The sequence below is a fragment of the Streptomyces sp. Ru73 genome (assembly GCF_002920575.1).
Classification (GTDB): Bacteria; Actinomycetota; Actinomycetes; order Streptomycetales; family Streptomycetaceae; genus Streptomyces.
The window spans coordinates 1-22,110 of sequence record NZ_PQSQ01000069.1; the positions used below are offsets into that span (position 1 = coordinate 1).

Here is a 22,110-nt window from a genome sequence, read left to right on the forward strand (position 1 = left end):
AGGAGGAGGAGGTGGGTGGCCGGGGGGGAGGGAGAAGGGGGAAGTCAGCCTCGGACGCCGCGGAGGACCATCGCCACCGCCGCCTCCGTGATCTCCTCCGGGTTCTCCGCCGCGCCCAGTTCGATCCGGCGGACCGCCGCGTCGACAACGCCCTGCAGGAGCATCGCAGCGAGCCTCGGCTGCTCGTGGCCCAATGCGGCAAGCGCCTCGACGATCATGGCGATGAGGCCGCCATGGGCCGCGCGGATCTTCTCGCGCGCACCGGCGTCCAGCTCGCCCGCCGAAATGGCCACGACGGCGCGGTGCCGGCGGTCGCCGACGAGGGCGAGCTGCTGTCGTACGTACGCCTCGACCTTCTCCTCGGGCGTCTCGACGCGCTCCATCGCGGCTTCGACCTCCGCGGCCCACACCGGGAAGTCGACGGCGCAGAGCTCTTCGACGACGGCCGCGCGGGAACGGAAGTACTCGTACACGGAGGAGCGCGCGAGGCCCGTTCGCTCGGCGAGGGCGGGGAAGGACAGGGCGTCCGTACCGCCTTCGGACAGCAAGGTACGAGCAGCGTCCAACAGGGCGTCGCGCTGCATGGTCCGGTGCTCGGCCACTGAGGCCGCTCGAATCCTGGGCACGCCACCACTGTACGGATCTGCCCTCGGCAGCGGCACTCCGCGGCACGGCGTAAAGCCCGGCACGATCACTTAGGGGCTGGCCACGTCCCACCCGCGATCTCAGGGTCCACGCCCCTCCCCAGTGCTCGACCAGGTCCCCCGCGGTCTCGCCTCTCACCGTCGCGTCGCAGTCCCGCCCGGGGCCTGCACCGTCTCGCCGCGCACCGTCGCAGTCTCAGCTCGCGCCGCCGCAACCTCGCCTCGTGCCGTCGCCGTGCTCGACGCATACGCTGCGCACCTGGGCGAGCACCGCCCCGGCCCGTGACACATACGGACACGGCGCTCGACGAGACGACCGCGAAGCTCGACACGTACGCCACGGACCTCGACGATTACCGCCCCGGCCTCTGCCCCTACTGCGCAACGCTCGCCCCGTGCGGCCGAAAGGCTCGACGCTCACACCCCCCTTGACGCCGTACGGCCAGGAACCTCGGCTCCCACGGCCGTGCACCTCCACGCGCACAGCCAGGAAGCACAACGCGTACAGCACCAGCCTCGCCTCGATCCGTCGCCGACCGTTACCGCCCCACGTCGGCCAGTTTGGCTCGCAGCTGGAGGACGGACTTGGTGTGGATCTGGCTGACCCGGCTCTCGGTGACGCCCAGGACGTTGCCGATCTCGGCGAGGGTGAGTCCTTCGTAGTAGTAGAGGGTGACGACGGTCTTCTCGCGTTCGGGGAGCGTGTTGATGGCACGGGCAAGGAGCCGGCGCAGTTCGCGGTCCTCGGCGATCTCGACCGGGTTCTCGGCCGCCGTGTCCTCGAGGGTGTCCATCAGGCTCAGCCGGTCGCCGCCCTCGTTGCCGGCGTGCAGCAGTTCTTCCAGGGCGACGACGTTGGCCAGGGACAACTGGCTGAAGACGGCGTGGAGTTCTTCGAGGGCGATGCCCATCTCCGCGGCGACCTCGGCCTCCGAGGGAGTGCGGCGCAGCTTCGCCTCGAGGGTGGCGTACGCGCGCTCGACGGCCCGCGCCTTCTGGCGGACCGAGCGGGGGATCCAGTCCAGGGCGCGCAGCTCGTCGATCATCGCGCCGCGGATGCGGGTGATGGCGTACGTCTCGAACTTGATGGACCGTTCCGGTTCGAACTTCTCGATGGCGTCGATCAGCCCGAAGACGCCGGAGGAGACAAAGTCGGCCTGCTCGACGTTGGGCGGCAGGCCGACGCTGACGCGGCCCGCGACGTATTTGACCAGCGGCGAGTAGTGCAGGATCAGCTGCTCCCGCAGCCGTTCGTCGCCCGACGCCTTGTAGGAGCGCCAGAGCTCCTCTAGCGAGGTGGGCGCTGCCGGGCGCACGCTGCCGCGGGCGGCGGGGGGTACCGCCGCGCGGTCAGACCCGGAAGTGTGCTGGGGCATTCGTCGCCTTGAGCCGTTCTGCCGAAACGCTGGTGAGGAGGTGCGTGAGGGTCGTGTGGTCCGTGGAGGGCGGATGCCTTGCGAGCGTAGCGTGACTACGGTGTCGCAGTGTGCGATCAGAGCGTGTTCGGGTGTGCGCAGATTCGTCCGGTAGTCCGCACCCTCGGATGACGTCGGCCTGCTTCGCAGCCGTCCGCGCGAAACTCGCAAAGATGCATTCTGCGGTCATCCCCCTCACCTTTTCACCCGTTCGTCCCAGGTCAAGAACCGCCTCGCCGGTAACTTCCCGCCGAATGGCCGCAAGGTGGTAACTCCCAGCGCGAACCGCATCTTTGAACGAATCCGAGCGCCTGCAATTCGAAGAGCTTCACTTGGGTCACTTCCAGGGCGGTCGCGGCGTCGCGGGCGATCTGCGAGGTGTCGGCCGTCCCTCGTAACGGAAGTACTTCGAGCAGACGTGCGGCCGTCGGGTCCAGCAGGTCGCGTGCCAGTACGGGCCCGCGGCGTTCGGGAGCGAGGTCACCGATGCTGCCGACCAGTTCGACGACCTCGGCGGCGTCGGTGACCACCGCGGCTTCTCCCCGGAGCAGCTGGTGCACGCCGGCCGAGAGGCTGCTGGTGACCGGCCCCGGCACGCCCATCGTGAACCGTCCCAGCTCGGCGGCGCGGCGGGCGGTGGCCAGTGATCCGCTGCGCAGCGCGGCCTCGATGACGACCGTGCCCCGGGTGAGGGCGGCGATCACGCGGTTGCGCTGGATGAACCGGCTGCGGGTCGGATGGTCACCGGGTGGCAGTTCCGCGAGGATCAGCCCCTGTTCGGCGATGCGTCCGATCAGTTCGGTGTGCCCGCTGGGGTAGACGCGGTCGACGCCGGAGGCGAGTACGGCCACGGTCGCGCCGCCTGCCGCCAGGGTGCCCCGGTGGGCCGCGCCGTCCACGCCGTATGCGGCGCCCGACACCACCGTCCAGCCGCGTTCGGCGAGGCCGGCGCCCAGGGTGGCCGCCACGTGCGCGCCGTACTCCGTGCAGGCGCGGGCGCCGACGAGGGCGACGGAGCGCAGGGCCCACAGGCGCAGGTTCGCCGTACCGCGTACCCACAGGCCGACGGGGCGGGCGTCACCCAGGTCGTCCAGCTGCCGGGGCCATTCCTCGTCGCCGGGGCAGACGAAGCGGCCTCCGAGTGCGGCGACGGCGGCCAGGTCGGCCTCGGGCGAAGCACGCTCGGCGCGCAGCCGCAGGCCCGCCACTTTGGCCGCGCGGGCGCCTGGGGGCGGGTCGTCAGCGCCGGTGAGTGAGCGCCAGAGGGCGAGCGGGCCCATCTTCCGCAGCCATCCGCCGGTGACGTCGTCGCCCGGTTCGAGAACGCGGGTGAGGGCTGCCCGGGCCAGGCGCTCGGCGTCGGGAACGGGGCCGTTGCGTGCGCCGGGGTACGCATCACGTGGCTGCGGAGGCGCCGGCCCGCGCCCCGGATCGCCGTCGAAGCGGGTCATGACCGGCTCACCGCCATGGGCACACCGCGGCGGACTCCGGTGCGCAGCTCCAGGGCCCAGTCGACGTCCTCGGCCGTCGGCCGGTCGCGGCCCGCGAGGTCCGCCGCGGTCCAGGCGACGCGCAGGACGCGGTCCAGGCCGCGGGCGGTGAGCTGGCCGTTCTCCAGGTCGCGCTCGGCCTGGAGGAGTGCGCCGGGGGCGACGGACCACCGGGTGCGCAGCTCGTGACCCGGGACTTCGCTGTTGGTCCGCCAGGGGGTGCCGGCGAAGCGGTGCGCCGCGCGTTCCCTGGCGGCGGCGATCCGGTCGGCGACCTCGGCGGTGGATTCCCCGCGCGCTCCCGCGACCAGTTCGCTGCGGGCGACGGGTTCCACGGCGATACGGAGGTCGATCCGGTCCATGAGCGGTCCCGAGAGCCGGGCGCGGTAGCGCGTGATCGATGAGGGGCGGCATTCGCAGCCGCCCGCGGTGGTGCCGTGGCGTCCGCAGGGGCAGGGGTTGGCGGCCAGTACGAGCAGGAAGGAGGCCGGGAGGCGCATCATTCCGGCGGCGCGGGCGACCACGACGTGTCCGGACTCCAGGGGCTGGCGCAGCGCGTCGAGCACCTTGGCGTTGCATTCGGCGGCCTCGTCGATGAACAGGACGCCGCGGTGGGCCAGGGAGACCGCTCCCGGGCGGGGCAGTCCGCTGCCGCCGCCCACGAGGGAGGCCATGGTCGCCGAGTGGTGCGGTGCGCAGTACGGCGGACGGCTGACCAGGGGCTGGCCGGGCGGGAGCATGCCCGCGACCGAGTGCACCGCGGTGACCTCCAGGGACTCCTTGGAGGACAGGGGCGGCAGGAGCCCGGGGAGCCGCTCGGCGAGCATGGTCTTGCCGGCTCCCGGTGGCCCCTTGAGGAAGATGTGGTGCCGTCCGGCGGCGGCGACTTCCAGGGCCCGCCGGGCACCGTGCTGGCCCGCGACCTCGGCCAGGTCCGGTGGGCGCGCGTCGGGAGGCAGCCCGGCGCACGATCCTGCGCCCGGTACGACCAGCCCGGCGAGCAGTGGGTCCGGGCGGCCCGGCTCGTCGCGCTCCTCGTCCTCCTCGGGGACGGGCCCGTCGGTGAGGACGGCGATGAGCTGCCGCAGGCTGCGGACGCCGAGGACGGAGACACCCGGGACGAGCGAGGCCTCGGCCGCGGTGCGCTCGGGGACGACGACCTGGCGGTATCCGGCGTCGGCGGCGGCGAGGACGGCGGGGAGCACGCCGCGTACGGGGCGGACGCGGCCGTCCAGGCCCAGTTCGCCGATCATGACGAGGTCGGTGAGCTCCCGTGGGTCGATGAGTTCGGCAGCGCCCAGGACGGCGCAGGCGACGGCCAGGTCGAAGCCGCTGCCGCCCTTGGGTACGGAGGCCGGGCTGAGCCCGACGGTCAGCTTCTTCTGCGGCCATTCGGATCCGCTGTTGACCACGGCAGCGCGCACCCGGTCGCGCGATTCGACGAGGCTCTTGTCGGGGAGGCCGACGAGGGTGAAGGCGGCGACGCCTGGTTCGAGGTCGGCCTGCACCTCGACGACCACGCCTTCGACGCCGACCAGCGCGACCGAGCACGTGCGGGCGAATCCCATCAGGTCACCCCCCGGACGTGGGTCACGACGGGCGCGCCGCGGGCGGGGAGCTGGACGCCGATCACGTCGATGCGTACGCCGCCCGGGGGCGGGCCGCCGTGCGCCGAGGCCCAGTGCTCGGCGAGGAGGCAGAGGCGGCGGGCCTTGGTCGGCGTGACGGCCGCCATGGGGTGTTCGTACGGCCCGGCGCGCCGGGTCTTGACCTCGCACACGACGTACGCGTCGGCGTCGGCGGCGACGATGTCGATCTCTCCGAAGCGGCAGCGCCAGTTGCGGTCGAGGATGCGCATGCCCTGGGCCGTCAGCCGGCGGGCAGCGAGGTCTTCGCCGTACCTGCCGAGTCCGGACCGGCGGCTGCCGCTCCGAGCGCGGCCGGCGGGGCCACCCCGGCTCCGCGGGCGCCTGCGTCGCTTCTTCGCCGGTCCGGCCGGTCCGGCGAGGCTCGCCAGGCCGGTCGGGTGCGTCGGGCCGGTCGGGTGCGTCGGGCCGGTGGGGCCTGCCGGACTCGTCGGACCGGTAGCTCCTGCCGGGCTCGTCGCACCGGTCGATGCGGTCCGCCCCGTCGGGCCGGTCGGTCCCGTTTCGCAGGGCTCCGGCCACCCCTCCGCTGGTCCTCGCGCACCGCTTCCGACCGCGGTGTTCTCTGCTGTGGCGTTCATTCGGCACCACCTCCGGCACCGACTGTGACGCGTACGCCACCAAGTATTGGATCTTGGTGGACAACTCAGCGACTGTGGATAACCCCGTCACCCGTGAGAGGGAAATGCCCCGCCCCCGGTCGCTCACGGGGAAACGGTCACTCAGCCGCCCGGCAGTTCGAGGTCGCTCTTGTTCAGCTCCTCGATGTTCACGTCCTTGAACGTGAGAACCCGGACCTGCTTCACGAACCTGGCCGGGCGGTACATGTCCCAGACCCACGCGTCTGCCATGGAGACTTCGAAAAAGACCTCACCCTGAACGGAGTGCACCTGCATCTCGTAGTCGTTGGTGAGGTAGAACCGGCGCTCGGTTTCAATCACGTATTTGAACAGTCCGACGACGTCGCGGTACTCCCGGTAGAGCTTCAGCTCCATCTCGGTCTCGTACTTTTCGAGGTCCTCGGCGCTCATGGCAGATCCCCTTCAGCCGTGCGTCCCCCTATTGTGCGTCAGGCGCACTCGGTCTCCAGGACCACCGGCGCACTAGGGGGTCCTTCGTCGAGCAGTGTGCGCAGCAGCTCGGCGAGTCTGGTCGGGTACACCGTCTCATGGGTTGCGGAAAGTTCCGCCACCGTCCACCACCGCAGACCCGCCACGCTGCGCCGTTCCAGCTCCGTCAGCCCGCTGAGCCGTGTCGCGGTGCTCCGGGTACGGGCCAGGAAGTACCACTCGTCCTGGTCCCAGCGGCGGCCGTCGAACGGGAACGAGCAGTGCCGGCGCCACAGGACGGGGCCCAGCTCGGCGTCCGTGATCCCGGTCTCCTCGGCGAGCTCCCGCAGGGCCGCCTCTTCCCGGCTCTCCGTGCCCTCCAGGCCGCCGCCCGGCGTGAACCACCAGGTCCGCGTCGGTTCGTCCGGTTCGAAGCCGTGCATCAGCAGGACCCGGTTCTCGGCGTCGAGCAGGATCACCCGGGAGACGCGCCGCAGCGCGGCGCCTTCTGGTGCTCCGGGCTGCTCCTGTATGCCGGTGTCCGCCTCAGACACGCGCTCGCCTCCTCCGGTTCGCGACCGGCCCGTAGGCCGCTCCCCCCAGTATCAGTACCGCGCCGGCCACGATGGCCACCACGATGGGCCGCAGGGGCCCCGGCTGGGAAGTACCGCCCGGCAGCGTCTCGAAACCCGTGGGGCGCTGCATCATGCCGAAACTGCTGATCGGCCAGGCCTTGGCGTCCACGCGTGCGGTGACCGCGCCGCGCGGGACGGCACCGTGGTCGCCGTCCGTGAGGTGCACCCGGGAGTCCATGGAGTCGCTGCGGTGATCACCGAGGAGGAAGAGCTGGCCCTTGGGGACCTCGGCCTTGAAGCCCACGGGGGAGGCCGGTCCGCTGCCCTGGAGGTACGGCTCGTCGATGGGCTTGCCGTCGACGGTGAGCTTGCCGTCGGCGTTGCAGCAGGCGACCTTGTCGCCGCCGACCCCGACGACCCGCTTCACCATGGGCACGTCGCCCCATACGGAGTCCTGGAAGACGACGATGTCGCCGCGGTGCACCTCGGAGCCGTCGACGCGCTGCGCCAGGACGCGGTCACCGGCCCCGATGGTGGGCGCCATCGAGTCGGTCGGCACGGTGTACGGGCGGTAGAGCACCGCCCCCCATATGAATCCGCCGAGGAACAGCACACAGCCGAGGGCCACCGCCAGCCCGGACAGCACGCTGCCGGCGGTCCGGACGTGGCCGTCGCTCGTACGCACTGCGCTCCTGCTCATCCCGCGCTCCCACCCCGCGGGAACGTCCCGCGTCGAAGATCCGGGACGGCACATTACCTGGGGTTACATGCCCCAGTCAGCCTCCGGCCGACGGCCCGATCCGGGCATCCCGGACGCCGTTGCCGGACGTCCGCCACGTGTCGACGCTCCGTCCGCCGGAAGCACACACATCCCTCACGTGCGGCAGTGGATCAGCTGTCGCGGGGCTCCTTGCCGGTCGCGCCCACCGCCACGTTCGCGGGCACCTTGGCGAGCACCCGGCGGCGCCGCCAGAGCACGATCGGCACCGCACCGGCCAGGCCCAGCGCCGCCGGCGCCGCGGCCATGGCCTGACTCAGGCCCGGCCGGTCGAAGGTGTCCGGCACCGGCAGCAGCGACCACCGGTTGACCGGCCAGGCAATCGTGAACGCGCGGCCCACGACCTCGTCCTCCGACACCGTGCCGTTGCCCTTGAGATCCTGGTGGTAGCGCGAGTCCAGGGAGTCCTGGCGGTGGTCGCCCATCACCCAGATCCGGCCCTCGGGGACCTTGATCGGGCCGAAGGGCCGGTCACCGCACGGGGTGTTGCCCGGGAAGAGGTACGCGTCCTCCTTGAGAGCCTTGCCGTTGACCTTCACCGGCCCGGTGCCCTTGCACTCCACCGTGTCGCCGCCGACCGCGATGACCCGCTTGATCAGGTCCTTCTCCTCGGCGGACGGCATCAGGCCGATCCAGCTGAGGACCTTCTGCACGGGGTTCGGCGCCGGGGTCGGCACCTCGTTGAGCCAGCCGCCCGGGTCGTGGAACACGACCACCTCGCCGCGCTCCGGCTTCGAGCCGAACCACGGGGTCAGCTTGTCCACCAGCACCCGGTCGCCACGCTGCAGGGTGTTCTGCATCGAGTCGGACGGGATCGAGAACGCCTGCACCAGGAAGGTCTTGATCACCAGTGCCAGCGCCAGCGCGATGAGGATCAGGAGCGGCAGCTCCTTCCAGAAGGAACGCGGCTTCTTCTCCGTCGTCACGCCGCCGTTCTCCTCTTCCCTCTCCTGTCGCGCGTCGCGCGGCTGCTCCTGATACGCCGCGTCCGCTTCGGGGGACCTACCGCGCCCCTCTGGTTCTTCGGGCTCTTCGGTTCCGGACCGCGCGCCGACCGCCAAGTCCCCCACATTCACTCCTTACTCCAAGCCGCCGCCTGCTCGTCAAACGGTGCAGGCCCACCACTCCCATAACGAGCGGGAGTTCCGCAGGGGTCGGGAGTACGGTCAAACCTTCGGGTGACACACTATGCGGCGCTACCGCCGCCGTCGCCGGTGCACCCGGCGCGTCGCGCACAGAAGCGTACGTATCGGGCTCTTCCAGGCGCCGCCAGTGTTTGAACGGCCAGGCGATCACCACGGCGCGGCCGACGACGCTGCTCTCCGCCACCGTGCCGCGGTACGGCTCGTCCAGGTGGAAGCGGGAGTCGGCGGAGTCGGACCGGTGGTCCCCCATCATGAAGAGCCGCCCGGTCGGCACGGTGACCTGGAACTTCAGCTGCGAGGGCGGATTGCCCGGGTGCACGTACGGCTCGCTCAGCGGGGTGCCGTTCACGGTGACCCGGCCGCTCTTGTCGCAGCACTTGACGGTGTCGCCGCCGACCGCGACCACCCGCTTGATCAGGTCCTGTTCGTCCGCCGACGGCAGCAGCCCGATGAAGGTGAGCGCTTCCTTGACCTGCTTCACGCCGACCGGGTCGTCGGCCACGGTGGTGCGCTCCCCCGCCAGCCAGTGGTTCGGGTCCTTGAAGACGACCACGTCCCCCCGGTGCGGCTCGGCGCCGAACCACGGGGTCAGCTTGTCGACGAGCACCCGGTCGCCGATCTGGATCGTCTGTTCCATGGAGCCCGAGGGGATGACGAACGCCTGTACGAGGAACGTCTTCAGGACCAGCGCGATCGCCAGCGCCACCCCGATGAGGATCGGGATCTCCTTCAGGTACGACCGCTGTCTGCGCCTCTTGATGCGCTTCGCCTGGCGTCTCCGTTCGGCGCGGCCGCCGGTCGCCGGCAGGGTCGTCCGTGTGGCGCCGTCACCGGTACGGACGTCCGTGCCGTAGGGGTCGTCGCCGGGCATGGCGGTACCGTGCGCGCCGTCCGCCGTGCCGTACGTGTCCGCACCCCGTGTCCCCTGTGGTGCGCCGTCTCTGTGGTGACCGTGGCGCGGGCGCCCTCTGTTACCCATGGGCCCCTGCCGCAGCCGGTATGCCGTCGAACGCGCGGGGCCGTTCCAAAGAGGTCCAGCGGCCGACGGGCCAGCCGATCCAGTCGGCGCGGCCGATCACCTTGTCCAGGGGTACGGTGCCGCCGCCCGGGTCCCCGAGGTGGTCACGGGAGTCGCTCGACCGGGCGCGGTGGTCCCCCATGACCCACAGCTTGCCTTCGGGGACGACCACGTCGAAGGGCACCTCCGAGGGGCTGTCCCCGGGGTGGATATAGGGCTCGTCCACCGGTTTGCCGTTCACCTTGATCCGCCCCCGTTCGTCGCAGCAGGTCACCCGGTCCCCGCCGACGCCGATCACGCGCTTGATGTAGTCCGTCTCCGCGGCCGGCACCAGGCCCACCGCGGCGCCGGCCCCGCGCAGCACACGCGTCACCGGGTTCCCCGCGGGCGCGTCCTGAACAAACGAGCCGGTGCCGTCGAACACGATGGCGTCGCCCCGCCGCGGCTCGCCGCCGAACCGGTACGCCAGCTTGTTCACCAGCACCCGGTCGCCGACCTGGAGGGTGTTCTCCATCGACGAGCTCGGGATGAGGAACGGCTGGACGACGAAGGCACTGAGCAGCCCCACGAACGCCAGGCAGGCCAGCACCAGCAGCACCGGGCCGCGCCGCGGCAGCGGGCGCTCAGCGGCCGCCTCGGGGCCTTCCTCGCGGCTCGTGGCGGGCTCCGCCGACGGGCCTTCGCCGGGCCGCTGCCGCCGCCGGAAAAAACGCGCGGAGCGCGACCCCTGCACCGCCCCTCGGTCAGGGGTGGGAGAGGAGTCGCGCTCCGGAAGCGTAGAAGGCTGTGCGTCGGTGTCCATCGGGCCCAGAGCCTATCCGGCCGGGGTGTAAGGACACCGTACGGCTGCTCAGCTCTCGCGCTTCTCCTTGATCTTGGCGGCCTTGCCGCGCAGCTCGCGGAGGTAGTACAGCTTGGCGCGACGGACGTCACCGCGGGTCACGACCTCGATCTTCTCGACGATCGGGGTGTGCACCGGGAAGGTACGCTCGACGCCGACGGAGAAGCTGACCTTGCGGACCGTGAAGGTCTCGCGCACGCCGGCGCCCTGGCGGCGGATGACGACGCCCTTGAACTGCTGCACACGGGAGCGGTTGCCCTCGATGACGCGGACGTGGACGTTGACGGTGTCACCCGGGCGGAACGCGGGGATGTCCTCGCGCAGCGACGCGGCGTCGACGGAGTCGAGAAGGTGCATGACCTACTGCTTTCTTCGCTGATGCCACAGGTCATCAGCGGAATTCGTGATGATGGTTCGGAGGCCGAACGGAAGCCGTTCGGGTGCCGGTCCGTCGGGCGGGCGTCGTTCCCCCTGTGGCAGGGGCGCACGCCGGACGCACAGCAGCGGCCTATTCTTCCACGGGCCCGGTCGTCCGCCCAAATCGGCCGTCCGGTCCGGGAGCCCACCCCAGGATGGAGAGGATCTCGCGGTCCTTCTTGTCGAAGGCGTCGGGGTCGGCGCGCTCGATGAGGTCCGGGCGGTTGCGGTCGGTACGGCGGAAGGCTTCGTCGCGCCGCCAGCGGGCGATCTTGCCGTGGTGGCCGCTGAGCAGCACCTCGGGGATGCCGCGGCCGCGCCACTCCGGGGGCTTGGTGTAGACCGGGCCCTCCAGGAGGTCTGCCATCGCCCCGGGGGCGAAGGAGTCGTCCTGGTGGGACGCGGCGTTGCCGAGCACCCCCGGGAGGAGCCGGGCGATGGCCTCGACCATCACCAGTACCGGAGCCTCGCCGCCGGCCAGCACGTAGTCGCCGATGGAGACCTCACGGACGTCCAGCCGGTCGCCGTACTCCTCGATGACGCGGCGGTCGATGCCCTCGTAGCGGGCCGGGGTGAAGACCAGCCAGGGCTTCTCGGACAGCTCGACGGCGAGCTGCTGGGTGAAGGGGCGGCCGCTGGGCGTCGGAACGACGATCACCGGCTGCTCGCCCTCGGCGCCGGATTCGATGATCGAGTCCAGTGCTTCGCCCCACGGCTCGGGCTTCATGACCATGCCGGGGCCGCCCCCGTAGGGGGTGTCGTCCACGGTGTTGTGCTTGTCGTACGTGAACTCGCGCAGGTCGTGGATGCGTACGTCCAGCTGGCCTCTGGCCCGTGCCTTGCCGACCAGGGAGACGTTCAGCGGTTCGAGGTACTCGGGGAAGATCGTGACGACGTCGAGGCGCATGTCAGGCGTCCTCACCGCGCGGCGCCCGGCCGCCTTCCGCGTCCTCGCCGCCCCCGGCCGCCGGGGCGGCTTCGTCCGCCGCACCGTCTCCGGCCGCGGCGGAATCCGCTTCGGCCGCCGCCTCGCGGCTGGAGGCGACCTCCGCGCGGGCGTCGTCGAGCAGCCCGGGCGGCGGGGTGATCACCGCGCGCTGCTCCTCGAGGTCGATCTCCGGCACGATCTCCGCGACGAACGGGATCATGACCTGGCTGCCGTCGGGGCGGTCGACGATCAACAGGTCGTGGTACGGCAGGTGGGAGATCTCCGCGATGCGGCCGACCTCCTCGCCGGACTCGGTCACCACGTCGAGGTCGATGAGCTGGTGGTCGTAGAACTCCTCGGGGTCCTCCGGAAGTTCCTGCGGGTCCACCTCGGCGATCAGGAGGGTGTTGCGCAGCGCCTCTGCGGCCGTGCGGTCCTTCACGCCCTCGAAGCGCAGCAGCAGCCGGCCGCTGTGCACGCGGCCGGTCTCGATGGTCAGCGGGCCGGCGGAGGCCGGGTCGGTGGTCAGGACCGCGCCCGGCGCGAGCCGCAGCTCGGGCTCGTCGGTGCGCACCTCCACCGTGACCTCGCCCTTGATGCCGTGGGCGCGCCCGATTCGCGCGACAACCAGCTGCACGATTGCGCCTTGCCTTTCCTTGCGGCTGCTCCCCCGCCGCTCACGCGGAGGTGGTGTTCGCCATCGTGGTTTCTCGATTGAGGGTCGCGGCGGGCCGGAGGCCGCCGCAAACCGGCACGGGCCGGGGCGGGCCGAAGCCCTCCCCGGCCCGTGCCGGTGTTCCGATGCTCAGCGCACCTGGTCCACGTCGACGAGGTCGACGCGGATGCCGCGGCCGCCGAGGGCACCCACGACGGTACGCAGAGCGCGCGCGGTGCGGCCGTTGCGGCCGATCACCTTGCCGAGGTCGTCCGGGTGGACCCGGACCTCCAGGACGCGCCCGCGGCGCAGGTTGCGCGAGGCCACCTGAACGTCGTCGGGGTTGTCAACGATGCCTTTGACGAGGTGCTCAAGAGCCTCCTCGAGCATGCTCAGGCCTCGGTCGACTCGGACTTGGCCGTCTCGGCCTCGGCCTCGTCCGCCTTCTTGTCAGCCTTCTTGGCCTTGGGGGTGATGGCCTCACCCTTGGGCTCGTCACCGGCCTCCTTGGCGGCGGCCTCGAAGAGGGCGCGCTTGTCGGCCTTGGGCTCGGCGACCTTCATCGGAGCCGGGGCCGGCAGGCCCTTGAACTTCTGCCAGTCGCCGGTGACCTTGAGGATGGCCATGACGGGCTCGGTCGGCTGCGCGCCGACACCCAGCCAGTACTGGACACGCTCGGAGTCGACCTCGATGCGCGAGGGGTTCTGCACCGGGTGGTACAGGCCGATCTCCTCGATGGCCCGGCCGTCACGGCGGGTGCGGGAGTCGGCAACGACGATGCGGTAGTGAGGCGAACGGATCTTGCCCAGACGCTTCAGCTTGATCTTGACTGCCACGGGAGTGGTGTCTCCTGGTGTTGACGTGGTTGGGCACAACGAGATGCCACGTGGGGTTGCGGTACCCGAGTGCCCGATGGACGCGTCAGCCGGAGGAGAGAGGGGTCCTGTGCGGCTGTCGAGTACAGCTAGTCATTGTGCCATACGCGCACGGAGGGACCGACCTCGGGCACCTCGTCCCCGTACTGGCCGGGGCCGGGGCGCCTCGCCCACCCGGAACCCCGGCCGGCCGCGGCCGCTGCGGGCGGCCGGCCGGGCCGTTCCGGTCAGCCGACAGCGGCCACCTCGGGGATACGGAACGGCTTGCCGCAGCCGCCGCACATGATGGGGGCCTGGGCGAGCACGGAGGGGACGACCCGGACGTTGCGTCCGCAGTCGCAGACGGCCTTGACCCGCACGCCGCCACCGGAGGAGCCGTGCCGCGCCGCCGGGCCGCGGAAGCTCCGGCTGCTGTCGGCCGCGGTGGCGACGGTGTGCGCCTTGAGGGCTCTGCCGAGCCGCTCGATGGTGGGGCGGTACCGCCTTCTGGCTTCGGGGCTGAGCGTCACCAGGGAGAAGCCGCTGCTGGGGTGCGGCTCGTCGGCGTGGTCCAGGCCCAGCTCCTCGGCGATCGCCAGGAATCGGCGGTTGTGGTAGCGACCGGCGCGTGAGGTGTCGCGGACGCCGCGGGACGCGGCGATGCCGTGCACTGCCTCATGGAGCAGCCGTTCGAAGGAGAGTTCGGCGCCGCAGGCGGACGACGACTCTCCGATCAGGGATTCGGGCGCGGCCAAGTCCGGCAGCTCGGGATGGTGCCGTTGAATGTCGGCCCAAGCGAGCGCCAGCTCGGCGGCGAGAACAGGTGTCGTGCTCACGTCGTGACAACGAGCCGGTGCCGCTCAGTGTTCCGATTCCGGGGCATCTCAAATAATTTGCACGTACCGGTCAGTTTCCGGTCATGCGCCGCACGGAGGGCGGGTGCGCAGTTCTCCGGAGGAGAGGCGCGACGGGCGCCCGTCCGGCCCGTACGGGGGCTACGACCGGCGCACCCCGAGGGGTGGACGGTGCGCGGGTCACCACGTGACCGGAGCCCCGCGGGCCCCGGGAGAGCCGCTCCGCCTCATGGGCGGGCGGTGATCACCGTGATGCTACCCGTGCGGGCACGAGCGCCCGGCGCCGCCCCGTCCACGGCGTTCCGGACGCCCTACGGACGGGGGTACGAGAAGCCGTACGCCACCCGGGTGAGGGGTGCCGCGAACCGGATGAACCGCGTCACACAACGGCCGGCTCCGCATGCGCGGCCGGCCGGGTGGCGGCCTGAGGGCGCAAACGGGGGCGCGCGGTAGACAACCGGGCGCAACCCCTGGACTCTGGGATCGATGGGGGGTTGTCTGGATCGGGGGGAACAGCGCGACAAAACGGGGGCGGAAGATCATTCCCATGCTCGGGCTCTCGGCGGATAGGGGCGCTTTCCATGACACCCACGCTCGTACAGCACGGCCTCCAGCGTTCCGGCCCTTCCGGTCACCCTGTACCGGACGGCACGGGTTCGCGGGCGCGCGCCCGTGACTGGGCCGAAATCCAGGAACGGATGCTGGTGCCGCTGTATGAGGCCGTGTACCAGCGTCTGGACGTCGGCCCGCACACGCGCCTCCTGGCACTGGGCTGTGGATCGGGGCTCGCACTCCTGATGGCGGCCACCCGCGGCGCGCAGGTGAGCGGCGTGGACGTGGACGAGCCCCGCCTGCGGCTGGCGCGTGAGCGGCTGACTCCGGAGTCGGGCCTGGACGGGGCCCTGCGGACCGGCGATCCCGCCGCCCGGCTGGTGCACGGCGGGCCGGAGTGCATGGAGTCCGCCGAGGTGCGCCGCTTCAACCTGGTGACGGCGTTCCACCCGGTGGGCTGCGCCAGCAGCGTGGAGGGGCTGGCCCCTTCCCTGCAGACCGCGACGGCGCTGGCCGAGCGCGGCAGCCCGGTGGTGCTGGGCGGCTGGGGCCCGGTGGAGAGGTGCGCGACGGTCGGGGTACTCCGAGTGGCGCAACGGCTGGCGGATCCTTCGCTCTCGCTCGAGCGGACTACCCCGCCCGGGCCGGGCGGCTGGCGTCCGAGCAGCCGTGACGACCTGGAGGAGCTGGCGGAGCGCGCGGGGCTGCGGCCGGACGGCTCGGGGCGGGTGGCCTGCCCGTTCGGGTACGCCGATCTGCCGAGCGCGATGCGCGGGCTGCTGTCGACGGGGCTGTTCGACGCGGCACTGGAGGTCGCGGACCCGTCTCAGGTGGAGAAGGAGCTGGCGGAGGCGCTGCACCCGTACCAGCGCCCGGACGGCACGGTCTGGATGCCCAACGTCTTCCGCTATCTGATCGCGCGGACGCGCTGAGCGCGGCCGGCCCGTCCGCGGCGCCGGTTTCCCACCACAGCTGCCGGAGAGGGGCGGACGTCGTTCGCCGAGGCGCCCGGCATGGTGTCGATGAGTCGACATGGTGCCGGTGAACGATCGCGAGTGCCGCCGAACGACGTCCGCGGCCTGCGTACCGCGCAGGTCGTGGTTCCGGCTCCCGACGTGTTCGGCCTCCCGCACCCGTACCGCTCGCTCTGCGCCGTTCGCCGGTCCGGTCCGGAAAAATCAGTTGGCAGAATCCAGAATCCTGGTTACTGTCATTTGCGTGAACAGTGTCGACGAGCGGTTCCTCACCCGCAACGGACTGGCTGCCCGGCAGCTCGCGGTCCTGCTGCTCCATCATGACGAGGACACCCGCCTCCCGCGCGTGCGCGACTTCGCCGAGGAGCTGGGCGTGGGCAACGGCACGGTTCAAGCGGCCCTCCAGCTGCTGGAGGAGGCCGGCGCGATCGAGACCGTCGCCCGCGGGCACCTCGGCACGTTCCTCGTCCGGGCCGACCGGACCATACTGTGGCGCCTGTCGGGGCTGGGCACCCTCCTCGCCGCCATGCCCCTCCCCTATTCACGGCGGTACGAAGGGCTGGCCACCGGTCTGCGCACCGCGTTCGAGGGGGCCGGCGCCCCGTTCGCCATCACCTTCATGCGGGGCGCGGCCACCCGGGTCGAAGCCCTGCTGGAGAGCAAGGTCGACCTGGTGGTGCTGTCCCGGTTCGCCGCCGACCGGTTCCTCGACGAGCTTCCCCTGGAGCTGGTCGCGGATCTGGGCCCGGCGACCTATGTCGGTGCCCACGGCCTGCTGCTGCGGCACGGCGTCGACCCCGAGACGCCGGGTCTGCGGGTGGCCGTCGACTCCGCGTCGGAGGACCTTCGCATGCTGGCCGGCCGTGCGTTCGCCGGACGCGAGGACATCCAGTGGGTGGAGTCGTCGTACATGCAGTTGCGTGACCTCTTCGCCCGCGGCGAGGTGGACGCCACGGTATGGAATCTCGACGAGGTCCAGGACCACCTCGGACCGGACGTGGACGTACTGCCGCTGGGTGACGAGATCACCCGCGATCTGTCCCTGCGCAACTCCAGCGCCGCACTCATAGGGCGCGCGCAGGGAGCCGGAGCGCTGAGTGCGGTGCGGGACGGACTGGACCTGTCCCTCGTCACTGATCTACAGGAGAAGGTCCTGCGGGGCGAGTACCTGCCTTCGTACTGAGTACGGGTGACGGCGCCGGGCGCACCTCGGCGCTTCCGTCCCGATAGCCCCAGCCGGTCAGCCGTCGGGCAGCGGGCCTGACGCCGCCGCGCCCGCACAGTCGAACAGAACGTCAACCGCACGAGACTTCTTCACTCATTCGAAAAAGAGTGCCACGACTCTCGTCAATATCCAGAATCCTGGTTACTGTCGATACCACGGACACCCCGGGCATCGCGAGGAAAGGACGGCCCATGGAGGACAGACTCGCCCTCCGCATCCAGCTCTTCCGGGACAGCGGTCAGGCACCTCAGCGGGTGACGCGCTTCGTCGAGGAGGAGCTGGCCGCCCTGGCCGCCGAGGGGCACGCCGTCACCGAGGACACCGCCGGGATGCTGACGAGCCACCTCGTGATGGCGCTCACCCGGCTGCTGAACGGCGAGCCGATCGAGCAGTTCCTCACCGACGAGGAGGTGGCGGCGGAGTTGGCCGGCCATCCCGACGCCGTCGGGCGGGCCCGCGCCGTGTCCGTGCGCGCCGAGCGGGAGCTGGGCGCCGGGCTGCCCGACTCCGAGATCAATTTTCTGGCGATGCACCTCGCCGTGCTCCGCAAGAACGCACCCAGAAGGGACGTGCCATGACGAAGATCCTCACCGGCGGTGTCGGCAAGAACGAGGTCGCCGAGACGGTGAAGAAGCTGGCTCTGGACGGCGTCGACGTCGCCGTCTCCAGCGACATGGACGCGGCGATGAAGCTGCGCGCCGGACAGGCCGACTACTACCTCGGCACCTGCCACACCGGCGCCGGCGCCTCGCTCGGGGTCCTGCTGGGGCTGATGGGCAGCGCCGCCTGCCACACCTTCGGCCGCTCCGTCCCCACCGAGGACGAGGTGAGCGCGCTCCTCGGCGCCGGAAAGAAGGTCTTCGGGTTCGGCATGGACCGGATCGACGCCGTCACCCCCGTCATCGCCCGCGCCATCGCGGCACACGGCGCCTGATCCGCACCGGCATTGAGGAGTGAGCCGTGAGTGGGAACCTCGCCGCCGCAGCCGCGGGCAGCAGCACGGAGCTCGGCCTGTCACTGCCGCAGCAGCTGACCGTCATCGTCCTCTGCGCGCTGACCGCCTTCATCTCGCACCTGGCCCTGGCCGTCTTCAATGACGGCGTGCGCCCCTTCATGCTGGACTTCATCCAGGGGCGCACGACCCGCAGCGCCACCACGGCCGTGTCGTTCGGCCTCTCCGCGGGCTTCATCTTCGGGCTGGGCGCGCCGATGGCGCTGTCCACCGGAGTGCTGAACCCCTGGCTGGTGTTCCTGCCCACCGACATCCTCGGCATCCTCTCCCCGAAGAAGTGGCTGGCCCCGCTCCTCGGCGCCGTGTGGGGCGCGGTCATCGTCTTCGGTCTCAACGGCGCCAACGGCCTCGCGCACGACCTGCCGGTCGACTTCCTCACCGCGATGCAGCAGATGTCGACGCCGATCCTCTTCCTCTTCACGCTCTTTCCGGTGCTGGCCATCACCAAGCAGTTCGGCAAGGTGCGCGGCGGCATCGCGGGCGTGGTCGAGCTGGCCCTGGTCGTCGCCACGATGAAGCTGTGGCCGAACGTCTTCGCGGGAGCCGTCGCCATGGCGGTGGGCGTGCTGATGCTGATCGGCTTCGCCGTCGCCAAGGACCTGCGGCAGCGCCGGGCGGAGCGCGCCGAGCGGGCCGCGCAGGGCGACGACCCGGCGGAGGAGGCCGATGCGGACGATCCGATGGCCTCACTGTTCAGCGCGAGCGCGACCCGGCTCCGCAAGCACCTGCCGCTGTTCATGCTGCTGGGTGCCGGGGTGTGCCTGCTGGCCCAGATGCACATCTTCGGCGGCGGCGAGGCGACCAGCTTCCTGATCGCCAAGGGTGACTACGGCGGCGCGGCCCAGGTGGACTTCTACCGCGTGTTCGGCTTCGTCCCGCTGATCGCCACCACGGCGCTGGCTTCGGGCGCGTACGGCATCGCCGGCTTCACCCTGGTCTACCCGATCGGCTATCTCCTGCCGAACCCCTGGCTGGCGGTGGTGTGCGGAGCCCTGGTCTTCGCCGTCGAGGTGCTAGCACTGTCCTGGATCGGCCGGGTGCTGGGCAGACTGCCGTCGGTCCGGGACTCCTCGGAGCACCTGCGCGGCGCGATCAGCGACTCACTGCAGCTGGCCATCCTCTTCGGCTCGCTGATGGCGGCCAACGCCATGGGCGGCGGCCTCGGCATCCTCATCGTCGGCGGGCTCTACCTGCTGAACGAGGCGATGGGCCGGGTCGTGGTCCGCATGGCAGCGGCCCCCGCAGCCGTGCTCGTCGGCGGGATCATCCTCAACGTCCTGTACTGGCTGGACCTCTTCATACCCGTCAAGAGCTGAGGCGGTTCCGTACGCGGCGCGCGGAAGCGGCGTACGGGGACGGGGCGGGCCGGCCGACCGACCGGCAGCCGCCCCCAGAGGCCCACGGCCTGCCCCCCCCCGGGGGCGGTCCTCCGGCAGGAAGGAAGCAAGGCAGCACCATGCACGACATCCGGACCGTCACCGGTCCCCTCTCCCCCGCCGCCGTACGGGGCCCCGCGCTCGCGCACGAGCACCTGGCGCTCGACCTGCGCCGGGACGCCGACGGAGCGGCGGTGCTCGACGGCCGGCACGCCGACGCGGTCACGGGCGAACTGGCGAACCTGCGCGAGGAGTTCGGGCTCGCGCTGGTCGTCGAGCTGAGCTGCCGGGGCATGGGCCGCGACGTGGCAGGGCTGGCCCGGATCTCCAAGGACTCCGGCGTGCCGGTCGTCGCGGCCACCGGCTGGTACTACGAGCCGTTCCACCCCGCCGAGGTCGGCGGGGCCGGCGTCGAGGAGCTGACCGGCACGCTGGTACGGGAGATCACCGACGGCATCGGCCCGGAGAAGGTCCTTCCCGGAGTGATCGGTGAGGTCGGGAGCCACGGTGACCGGCCCAGCGAGCCGGAGGTCCGTACGCTCACGGCGGCGGCGCGCGCGGCGGTGGCCACCGGGCTGTCCGTCAGCACGCACGCGCAGCTCGGCCGGGGCGGCAGGGCCCAGCTGGCGCTGCTCGCCGCCGAGGGCCTGCCCCCGCACCGCGTCTGCATCGGGCACCAGGACCTGCTGGACGATCCGGCCGCGCACCGGGAGCTGGCGGAGCAGGGCGCGTACGTCGCCTTCGACACCGTGGGCAAGGAGAGCTACCAGAGCGACGCGACCCGGTTGCGGCTGCTGCTCGCGCTGCTGGCGGCCGGGCACGCGGACCGGGTACTGCTCAGCTGCGACGTCTCCCGGCACGGCTATCTGCGGGCGGAGGGCGGCCAGGGGTACGGCCATCTGTTCCGGTCGTTCCTGCCGCGGCTCAGGGCGGCGGGCGTGGACGACGACACGATCGACCTGATGACCCGCCGCAATCCGCTCCGCTTCCTCACCGGCACGCGCACAGAGGAGGCGGCCTGAGATGACCGCACAGGGATGCCGGCTGCCGGAGACATTCCCGTTGCCGACCGTGCCGCTGGAGGAGGCCGTCGCGCGCCAGTACCGCCTGATGAAGTGCGTCGCGCGGCACTTCGAGGGAGAGGAGCTGTTCACGGCGGACGCCGGGGTCGTTCCGGGGCTCGGCCGGCCGCGTACGACCACCGGGGTGGAGGCCGTACTCGCCGACTTCTTCGGGGCCGAGGCCGCGGCCCTCGTCCAGGGCGCGGGCACCGGGGCGATCCGTGCAGCGCTCTCCGCGGTACTGACGGCGGGCGACCCGCTGCTCATCCACCGGGCGCCGGTCTACCGCACCACCGCCGTCACGCTGCGGGGCCTGGGCGTGGCGGTGGCCGAGGTGGACTTCAACGACCGTGCGGCGCTGGCGGAGGCGCTGGCGAGCGGCCGGTTCTCCTGGGCGTACGTGCAGCACACCCGGCAGCGGCTCGCCGACTCCTACGACCCGGGCGAGGTACTGGCGGCGTGCCGGGCCGCGGGCGTCCGTACGGTCGTCGACGACAACTACGCGGTCATGCGGGTCCCGCGGAGCGGGGTGGAGCTGGGCGCCGACGCCTCCTGCTTCTCGCTGTTCAAGCTGCACGGCCCCGAGGGCGTCGGGGCCGTCGTGGGCGCCGCCGACCTCGTGGCGCGCGTCCACGCGGACAACTACTCCGGGGGCGGACAGGTGCAGGGGCACCAGGCGCTCGACGCGCTGCGCGCCCTCACGCACGTACCGGTGATGTGGGCGCTGCAGTCCGCCGTGGGCGCGGAGGTGGCCGAGCGGCTGGCCGCCGGTGAGGTTCCGGGGGTCGCCGAGGTCCGCATCGCGAACGCGCAGGACCGCTGCCTGCTGGTGCGGCTGGACCGGCCGGTGGCCCGCGAGCTGCCCGCCGTGGCGGCGCGATACGGCGCCGCGCCCTACCCCGTGGGCTCCAACTCCCGTTATGAGATCGCCCCGTTGTTCTACCGCATGTCGAGCTCGTCCCTGGAGGCCGCGCCGGAGCTCGCGGAGTGGACCGTACGGATCAATCCCATGCGTGCCGGCGCCGACCTCGTCCTGGACATCCTCCGCCGATCGCTGCACGACCTCCGTGAGACAGGGGACTGACCGTGTTCCTCGACGCCGTCCTCCACCGCAACCCGGAACTGGTCGCCTTCGCTGCCGAGTTGCACGACTCCGGGGCCATCCCGCCGGACACGTACGTCATGGACCGGGACGCCATCGAGTACAACGCCGCGCTGCTGGCCGGGGAGGCGGACCGGCTCGGACTGTCACTGTGGTTCGTGGTCAAGCAGATCGGCCGCAATCCGGAGCTGATCGAGGCCATCGCCCGGCACATCCCCCGCTTCGCGGCCATCGACCCGCCCGAGGCCCGCATCCTGCATGCGGCGGGCGCGCAGGCCGGGAACCTCGGCCATCTCGTGCAGATCCCGGCCCGTGCGCTGCCCGAGATGCTCGCCTGGCGCCCGGAGACCGTCACCGTCTACGACCTGGCGAACGCCCGCGCCGTCTCGGACGCCGCCACCCGCCTCGGCTTCGTCCAGGACGTACTGATCCGGCTGGAAGGCGCGAGCGGCGCGGTCTATCCGGGGCAGGAGGGCGGGGTTCGGCTCGGCGGCGGGGC

General features: G+C 71.6%; 24 protein-coding genes and 1 pseudogene. 8 read left to right on the forward strand and 17 right to left on the reverse strand.

The annotated features are described in order from the left end of the window. Positions 1 to 44: 44 nt before the first annotated feature. From C3486_RS25380 to C3486_RS25460, 17 genes are all read right to left on the reverse strand, one after another. Entirely contained in the window at positions 45 to 584 is a 540-nt protein-coding gene (locus C3486_RS25380) for a TetR/AcrR family transcriptional regulator (RefSeq protein ID WP_103835117.1), read from the reverse strand. A gap of 599 nt (positions 585 to 1,183) precedes the next feature. After that, positions 1,184 to 2,020, reverse strand: coding sequence for an RNA polymerase sigma factor WhiG (gene whiG / locus C3486_RS25385; RefSeq protein ID WP_103835089.1), 837 nt, complete (start codon positions 2,018 to 2,020; stop codon positions 1,184 to 1,186). A gap of 260 nt (positions 2,021 to 2,280) precedes the next feature. Next, positions 2,281 to 3,510, reverse strand: a complete 1,230-nt coding sequence (gene dprA, locus C3486_RS25390) for a DNA-processing protein DprA (protein WP_181138690.1) — start codon at positions 3,508 to 3,510, stop codon at positions 2,281 to 2,283. Continuing rightward, positions 3,507 to 5,117 carry a YifB family Mg chelatase-like AAA ATPase gene (locus tag C3486_RS25395; protein ID WP_103835090.1) on the reverse strand — a complete coding sequence of 537 codons (1,611 nt, stop codon included), beginning with the start codon at positions 5,115 to 5,117 and terminating at the stop codon, positions 3,507 to 3,509. The genes dprA and C3486_RS25395 overlap by 4 nt, the downstream gene beginning before the upstream one ends. Then, a complete protein-coding gene (locus C3486_RS25400) occupies positions 5,117 to 5,566 on the reverse strand; it encodes a YraN family protein (protein ID WP_103835119.1) in 450 nt (149 codons plus the stop codon). Before C3486_RS25400 ends, C3486_RS25395 begins: the two co-directional genes overlap by 1 nt. Positions 5,567 to 5,917: 351 nt before the next feature. Further along, positions 5,918 to 6,226: a DUF2469 domain-containing protein gene (locus C3486_RS25405; protein WP_003965949.1), complete on the reverse strand. Its 309-nt coding sequence runs from the start codon at positions 6,224 to 6,226 to the stop codon at positions 5,918 to 5,920. 38 nt (positions 6,227 to 6,264) lie between these two features. Next, positions 6,265 to 6,798, reverse strand: a complete 534-nt coding sequence (locus C3486_RS25410; RefSeq protein WP_103835091.1) for an NUDIX hydrolase — start codon at positions 6,796 to 6,798, stop codon at positions 6,265 to 6,267. Next, on the reverse strand, positions 6,791 to 7,519 hold the full coding sequence (gene lepB, locus C3486_RS25415; protein WP_103835092.1) for a signal peptidase I: 729 nt from the start codon (positions 7,517 to 7,519) through the stop codon (positions 6,791 to 6,793). Before lepB (C3486_RS25415) ends, C3486_RS25410 begins: the two co-directional genes overlap by 8 nt. A gap of 191 nt (positions 7,520 to 7,710) precedes the next feature. Then, positions 7,711 to 8,667, reverse strand: a complete 957-nt coding sequence (gene lepB / locus C3486_RS25420) for a signal peptidase I (RefSeq protein ID WP_374936915.1) — start codon at positions 8,665 to 8,667, stop codon at positions 7,711 to 7,713. Continuing rightward, positions 8,600 to 9,721, reverse strand: a complete 1,122-nt coding sequence (gene lepB / locus C3486_RS25425) for a signal peptidase I (RefSeq protein WP_258052986.1) — start codon at positions 9,719 to 9,721, stop codon at positions 8,600 to 8,602. The genes lepB (C3486_RS25420) and lepB (C3486_RS25425) overlap by 68 nt, the downstream gene beginning before the upstream one ends. Beyond that, positions 9,714 to 10,562 carry a signal peptidase I gene (gene lepB, locus C3486_RS25430; RefSeq protein ID WP_103835095.1) on the reverse strand — a complete coding sequence of 283 codons (849 nt, stop codon included), beginning with the start codon at positions 10,560 to 10,562 and terminating at the stop codon, positions 9,714 to 9,716. Before lepB (C3486_RS25430) ends, lepB (C3486_RS25425) begins: the two co-directional genes overlap by 8 nt. A gap of 48 nt (positions 10,563 to 10,610) precedes the next feature. Continuing rightward, the gene (gene rplS / locus C3486_RS25435) at positions 10,611 to 10,958 is read right to left on the reverse strand and encodes a 50S ribosomal protein L19 (RefSeq protein ID WP_103835096.1); all 348 of its coding nucleotides are present in this window, start codon (positions 10,956 to 10,958) and stop codon (positions 10,611 to 10,613) included. 151 nt (positions 10,959 to 11,109) lie between these two features. Then, entirely contained in the window at positions 11,110 to 11,925 is an 816-nt protein-coding gene (gene trmD / locus C3486_RS25440; RefSeq protein ID WP_103835097.1) for a tRNA (guanosine(37)-N1)-methyltransferase TrmD, read from the reverse strand. A gap of 1 nt (position 11,926) precedes the next feature. Then, complete coding sequence (gene rimM / locus C3486_RS25445) at positions 11,927 to 12,583, reverse strand: ribosome maturation factor RimM (RefSeq protein WP_103835098.1); 657 nt, start codon at positions 12,581 to 12,583, stop codon at positions 11,927 to 11,929. Between the two features lie 168 nt (positions 12,584 to 12,751). Beyond that, complete coding sequence (locus tag C3486_RS25450) at positions 12,752 to 12,991, reverse strand: RNA-binding protein (RefSeq protein WP_030267150.1); 240 nt, start codon at positions 12,989 to 12,991, stop codon at positions 12,752 to 12,754. A gap of 2 nt (positions 12,992 to 12,993) precedes the next feature. Further along, positions 12,994 to 13,437 (reverse strand): 30S ribosomal protein S16, encoded by a 444-nt coding sequence (gene rpsP / locus C3486_RS25455; RefSeq protein WP_103835099.1) that lies wholly within the window; start codon positions 13,435 to 13,437, stop codon positions 12,994 to 12,996. A gap of 266 nt (positions 13,438 to 13,703) precedes the next feature. Beyond that, positions 13,704 to 14,291 carry a hypothetical protein gene (locus C3486_RS25460; protein WP_103835100.1) on the reverse strand — a complete coding sequence of 196 codons (588 nt, stop codon included), beginning with the start codon at positions 14,289 to 14,291 and terminating at the stop codon, positions 13,704 to 13,706. Positions 14,292 to 14,890: 599 nt separating this feature from the next. Here C3486_RS25460 and C3486_RS25465 point away from each other — a divergent pair. The 8 genes and pseudogenes from C3486_RS25465 to C3486_RS25500 all read left to right on the forward strand — a co-directional run. Further along, positions 14,891 to 15,793 (forward strand): class I SAM-dependent methyltransferase, encoded by a 903-nt coding sequence (locus C3486_RS25465; protein ID WP_103835101.1) that lies wholly within the window; start codon positions 14,891 to 14,893, stop codon positions 15,791 to 15,793. A gap of 286 nt (positions 15,794 to 16,079) precedes the next feature. Beyond that, a complete protein-coding gene (yhfZ, locus tag C3486_RS25470) occupies positions 16,080 to 17,018 on the forward strand; it encodes a GntR family transcriptional regulator YhfZ (protein ID WP_103835102.1) in 939 nt (312 codons plus the stop codon). A gap of 233 nt (positions 17,019 to 17,251) precedes the next feature. Beyond that, on the forward strand, positions 17,252 to 17,638 hold the full coding sequence (locus C3486_RS25475; protein WP_103835103.1) for a PRD domain-containing protein: 387 nt from the start codon (positions 17,252 to 17,254) through the stop codon (positions 17,636 to 17,638). Continuing rightward, positions 17,635 to 17,994, forward strand: coding sequence for a DUF2620 domain-containing protein (locus C3486_RS25480; RefSeq protein ID WP_103835104.1), 360 nt, complete (start codon positions 17,635 to 17,637; stop codon positions 17,992 to 17,994). Before C3486_RS25475 ends, C3486_RS25480 begins: the two co-directional genes overlap by 4 nt. A 26-nt stretch (positions 17,995 to 18,020) precedes the next feature. Further along, a complete protein-coding gene (locus C3486_RS25485; protein WP_258052987.1) occupies positions 18,021 to 19,388 on the forward strand; it encodes a YhfT family protein in 1,368 nt (455 codons plus the stop codon). A 140-nt stretch (positions 19,389 to 19,528) separates the two neighbouring features. Then, positions 19,529 to 20,470 carry a phosphotriesterase gene (locus tag C3486_RS25490; RefSeq protein ID WP_103835105.1) on the forward strand — a complete coding sequence of 314 codons (942 nt, stop codon included), beginning with the start codon at positions 19,529 to 19,531 and terminating at the stop codon, positions 20,468 to 20,470. A gap of 1 nt (position 20,471) precedes the next feature. Beyond that, the gene (locus C3486_RS25495; RefSeq protein WP_103835106.1) at positions 20,472 to 21,593 is read left to right on the forward strand and encodes an aminotransferase class V-fold PLP-dependent enzyme; all 1,122 of its coding nucleotides are present in this window, start codon (positions 20,472 to 20,474) and stop codon (positions 21,591 to 21,593) included. 98 nt (positions 21,594 to 21,691) lie between these two features. After that, positions 21,692 to 22,036, forward strand: a pseudogene (locus tag C3486_RS25500) (alanine racemase); the annotation flags it as partial. Between the last annotated feature and the right edge of the window lie 74 nt (positions 22,037 to 22,110).

Bases quoted from the DNA above. Each gene is read 5' to 3' on its own strand.
- C3486_RS25380 (WP_103835117.1), bottom strand. From the start codon at position 584: ATGCAGCGCGACGCCCTGTTGGACGCTGCTCGTACCTTGCTGTCCGAA.
- whiG (WP_103835089.1), bottom strand. From the start codon at position 2,020: ATGCCCCAGCACACTTCCGGGTCTGACCGCGCGGCGGTACCCCCCGCC.
- dprA (WP_181138690.1), bottom strand. From the start codon at position 3,510: ATGACCCGCTTCGACGGCGATCCGGGGCGCGGGCCGGCGCCTCCGCAG.
- C3486_RS25395 (WP_103835090.1), bottom strand. From the start codon at position 5,117: ATGGGATTCGCCCGCACGTGCTCGGTCGCGCTGGTCGGCGTCGAAGGC.
- C3486_RS25405 (WP_003965949.1), bottom strand. From the start codon at position 6,226: ATGAGCGCCGAGGACCTCGAAAAGTACGAGACCGAGATGGAGCTGAAG.
- lepB (WP_103835092.1), bottom strand. From the start codon at position 7,519: ATGAGCAGGAGCGCAGTGCGTACGAGCGACGGCCACGTCCGGACCGCC.
- lepB (WP_258052986.1), bottom strand. From the start codon at position 9,721: ATGGGTAACAGAGGGCGCCCGCGCCACGGTCACCACAGAGACGGCGCA.
- lepB (WP_103835095.1), bottom strand. From the start codon at position 10,562: ATGGACACCGACGCACAGCCTTCTACGCTTCCGGAGCGCGACTCCTCT.
- rplS (WP_103835096.1), bottom strand. From the start codon at position 10,958: ATGCACCTTCTCGACTCCGTCGACGCCGCGTCGCTGCGCGAGGACATC.
- trmD (WP_103835097.1), bottom strand. From the start codon at position 11,925: ATGCGCCTCGACGTCGTCACGATCTTCCCCGAGTACCTCGAACCGCTG.
- C3486_RS25450 (WP_030267150.1), bottom strand. From the start codon at position 12,991: ATGCTCGAGGAGGCTCTTGAGCACCTCGTCAAAGGCATCGTTGACAAC.
- C3486_RS25465 (WP_103835101.1), top strand. From the start codon at position 14,891: ATGACACCCACGCTCGTACAGCACGGCCTCCAGCGTTCCGGCCCTTCC.
- C3486_RS25475 (WP_103835103.1), top strand. From the start codon at position 17,252: ATGGAGGACAGACTCGCCCTCCGCATCCAGCTCTTCCGGGACAGCGGT.
- C3486_RS25480 (WP_103835104.1), top strand. From the start codon at position 17,635: ATGACGAAGATCCTCACCGGCGGTGTCGGCAAGAACGAGGTCGCCGAG.
- C3486_RS25490 (WP_103835105.1), top strand. From the start codon at position 19,529: ATGCACGACATCCGGACCGTCACCGGTCCCCTCTCCCCCGCCGCCGTA.
- C3486_RS25495 (WP_103835106.1), top strand. From the start codon at position 20,472: ATGACCGCACAGGGATGCCGGCTGCCGGAGACATTCCCGTTGCCGACC.